Origin of the sequence: Intrasporangium chromatireducens Q5-1, assembly GCF_000576575.1 — a bacterium.
GTDB classification, from domain to species: domain Bacteria; phylum Actinomycetota; class Actinomycetes; order Actinomycetales; family Dermatophilaceae; genus Intrasporangium_A; species Intrasporangium_A chromatireducens.
This window is the reverse complement of sequence record NZ_AWQS01000322.1, coordinates 1-3,597: the sequence shown is the minus strand read 5'-3', so window position 1 is coordinate 3,597 and position 3,597 is coordinate 1. Positions and strand designations below refer to the sequence as shown.

The 3,597-nt window shown below is 71.8% G+C and carries 3 protein-coding genes; 1 reads left to right on the top strand and 2 read right to left on the bottom strand.

Going from position 1 to position 3,597, the window contains the following annotated elements; all coding sequences use genetic code 11:
* Positions 1-35 precede the first annotated feature (35 nt).
* Together N864_RS20295 and N864_RS20290 are read right to left on the bottom strand one after the other, a co-directional pair.
* Entirely contained in the window at positions 36-803 is a 768-nt protein-coding gene (locus N864_RS20295) for an inositol monophosphatase family protein (protein ID WP_034721680.1), read from the bottom strand.
* A gap of 203 nt (positions 804-1,006) precedes the next feature.
* On the bottom strand, positions 1,007-2,503 hold the full coding sequence (locus N864_RS20290; RefSeq protein WP_034721678.1) for a hypothetical protein: 1,497 nt from the start codon (positions 2,501-2,503) through the stop codon (positions 1,007-1,009).
* Positions 2,504-2,899: 396 nt separating this feature from the next.
* On the opposite strand from N864_RS20290, the gene N864_RS20285 reads away from it, so the two are divergent.
* The gene (locus N864_RS20285; protein WP_034721676.1) at positions 2,900-3,535 is read left to right on the top strand and encodes a hemerythrin domain-containing protein; all 636 of its coding nucleotides are present in this window, start codon (positions 2,900-2,902) and stop codon (positions 3,533-3,535) included.
* Positions 3,536-3,597: the final 62 nt, after the last annotated feature.

Here is a 3,597-nt window from a genome sequence, read left to right as displayed (position 1 = left end):
GCACTGTCGATCGGGATTAGTGCACTGTCGAGGGGTCAGGAGGGGAGGGCGGTGCGGACCGTCTCGTACGTGGCGTGATCCGCGGCCACGACGAGGCCGTGCGGCCGCAGCCGCGGCTCGTACGCCGTCCCACTCGGCGTGCCGGCCACACCGCCGGCCTCGCGGAGGATCAGCGTGCCGGGCACGTGGTCCCACGGCGCCACGGAGCGGTAGACGATGTAGTCCGTCTCCCCCTCGACGAGCTTGGGATAGTCGATGCCGCACGACACCCACGTCAGCGCCAGGGGCGGAAGCCCGCCGAACGACTCGCCGATCCACTTGCGCCGCGACGTGCGCCCGTCCAGCGGCGCGACGGCTGCCGAGCGACTCAGCCGGCGCGACCCGCACCACGCACCCGCACCGCGCTCAGCGACATACGCGAGCTCGTGCTGGGGCTGCCAGATCCACGCGCGAACCGCTTGTCCCCCAATGGTTTCCGCCACCATGACGGCGTGGTCGGGTGAGCCGTGCACGAAGTTCTTCGTGCCGTCGACCGGGTCGACCGTGAACGCGTGGTCGGCGGCGAGGTAGCGCTCCATGAGGGCCGGCTCGGCGGAGTGCGCCTCCTCGCCGAGCACGACGGCATCGGGGTAGGCGCCGAGCAGCGCCTTGGTGAGCAGCTCCTCGGCCTCCCGGTCGGCGTCCGTGACGAGGTCCCCGGGGTTCTTCTCGTGGATCTCACCGTCGGCGAGCGAGCGGAACCGCGGGTTGATCGCCTCCTCGGCGACGTCCTTGAGCAGCTGCAGCACGGCGTCGGTGTCCACGTGCCCAACCTAGGCGATCGCTCGTACGCTCCCCCGCAGGCGTCAGATAGTGGCCCTTCGACGGTTAGTGGCCTCTCGACGGTGTAGTCGTCGAAAGGCCAGCAACCGACTAAGCTAAGGGCCAGCAACCGACGAATGGCCAGTAACCGACGAAAGGCCAGTAACCGTCGGGTGGCCAACGGCAAGAGCAGGCCGTATGCCGCTCACCGCGGTCGGCGTCGCCCCTTCCCTCCGCGTGGGGGTGCCGGCGGCCGCGCCGCCTGGGGCCAGAGGTGCGGCGGCAGGTCGAGCCACCACCGCAGGGTCGTGCGAGCCAGCTGCTCGCCGGCGGTCAGCGCGCCGGACCGAGGGCTCGGCACCTGCCGGAGCACCTCGTCGATGAGGTCGAGCCGGCCCCGCATCCCGAGCGCGTACGCCAGGCCGCGGAGGCGATAGCGCACCGCCCCGAGCGCGGCATCGTCGGACACCGCGGACAGGGACCCGGCGAGGTCGAGGGCAGCCTCCCGGAGCCGGACGTCCCGGGCGTCGCGGTCGGCCCCGGCCGGCTCGGCGCAGTTGCCGACGACGACGCCGACGGCCGCGACGAGCTCCGGCTCGGTGTCGGGCGAGCAGAGCAGCTGCGTCGGGACCTCGAGGTCCTCGGGCTGGATGAGCCAGGTCAGCACGGTGAGGCACTCATGGCAGGCGATGCGCTCGCCGGCGTCGTGGACACGGACCAGCTCCTGCGCGTAGGCGCGGCCGACGAAGCGGCCCTGCGGGGAGATCATCAGGATCGCGAGCGCGTTGCTGCGCGACTCCTCGTGGGTCTCCCCGAGGGCAGTGGCGAGCAGGCGGCTCAGCACCTCGTCGGTCGGGTCGACGGTGCCGACGTCCTCGGCGATGGACCGCCGGATCCGCCTCGCGACCTCGGCGTGCGCCTGCCGGTCGAGGGCCCGGCCCTCGAGGATGATCGACGCGGCAAACCGTCGGGCCGCTGGCGTCAGGCCGAAGACGAGCCGGTCGCGGCCGGGGATGTCGAGGGCCCGCACGATGTTGGCGGCCGCCCGGTGCACCCGGAAGGACCGGGACGGGTCGCGCAGGTGCTCGAGCGCGAGCCGCGCCGCCTCGCGTGCTGCCTCACGCGGCACCGTGCCGGCCCGCAGCAGCGTCGTCGTCGAGATGAGCGCGGCGCGCAGGGCGTCGTCGTTGACCGGCTCGCGCAGGTGCCGCAGCAGGACCGCGAGGCAGGACGGGTCGTCGGTGTACTGGACGAGGCCGGCGTAGTCGGCATACAGCTGCGCGTCCCGGTCGCCGAGCGCCTCGTCGGCGATCCGGGCGACGACGGCCCCGCTCCGGGGATGTCCGGAGAGCCGCGCGACGGCCTCGTCGCGTAGGGCGAACTCGAGGTGCAGGCTCGTCCCCAGCTCCTGCACGCACCGCCGGATCAGCTGCTCCCAGTCACCGGCCCGCACGAGGGCTCCCGGGGTGCGCCCGAGGTTGCCCGAGAGCCGGTCCCAGTCCTGACCCGTCATGCAGTCCGTCGACAGCGCGAGCTCCATCAGCTCGAGCGTCTCGTTGGGGTCGGGGTCGCCGTGCGGGTGCAGGGTCGGCGCCGCTCGCACCTGCTGCTCGTCGCGCGAGAAGTAGTCGATCGCGCAGAGCAGCTGGCCCTCCGGCAGGCCGAGCACGGTCTCGTAGCGCCGCACGAGGTCATACGTCACCTCGACGGCGCCGCTCTCCCACCGACCGACCTGGGCACGGTGGACCGGTGCAGCGCGGCCACCCCCCTCTGCGAAGCCCGCCGCGCTGCGCAGCCTCGAGTCGTCCGCGTGGGCTCTGGCGTTGCGGATGACCCAGTGGACGCGACTCGGCAGTGCAGTCCCCTTCCGTGCTCCCCCGAGCCCGCTCAGACAACCGGATACCTACCCAGCGCCGCGGTGATGTTGCGCTCAGCAGTTTGCTCCGCAACTCCGAACCATGTCGGGCAATCCGCCCCTAGCGTTTGCTCTGGGAAAAGCGCCGGGGGGCAGCGGAGCGGGAAACCAACGGGAGGTCGGTTCCCGCTCCGCACGGCTCGCTCACGGGCGAGCGCCAGACCCGTCTGGGAGGCTGGCCGGATGGACATCACCGAGATCATCCAGCACCAGCACCACGAGCAGCGACGGATGTTCGCCATGCTCGAGGAGTATCCGCGCGACGACCTCGAGGGCCTGGCCGCGCTCTGGAAGCGTCTCGAGATCCTCCTGGAGACCCACGCCGAGGCGGAGGAGCGCTACTACTACCCAGAGCTGCTCAAGCTCGGCAGCGGCGCCGCCGACGCCGCCTCCGCCGAGGAGGAGGTCGAGGACGCCATCAAGGACCACAACGAGATCCGCGACGCCGTCCGCAGGGTCGGCCAGTGCGAGACGGGGTCGGACGAGTGGTGGCAGGCCCTCGTCGATGCGAACGTCGCGAACAGCGACCACATGGCCGAGGAGGAGCGCCAGGACCTCGCCGACTTCCGGCAGCGGGCGAGCCTCCAGCTGCGCCACGAGATCGCCGTCGCGTTCCTGCGCTACGAGTCGCTCAGGGCCACGACCGGAGTCCCACCCGAGGACAAGGACCCCAAGGCCTACGTCAAGGACCAGAAGCCCGACGGCACCACCAAGCGCGAGCAGCAAGCCGCCGCCAAGGCCGAAAAGGCCACGAAACCGGGCGAACCGGTCTCCGACGCGCCGTCGAAGGCCGCGTCCTCCGACTCCGGCGAGGGCTGACCCGATCGGGTCGTCACCCGACATGAAGGTGCCGTATGCCGCTGAGCTGGCTCAGCGGCATA

Coding starts and splice junctions, on each gene's coding strand:
- N864_RS20285 (WP_034721676.1), top strand. CDS start 2,900: ATGGACATCACCGAGATCATCCAGCACCAGCACCACGAGCAGCGACGG.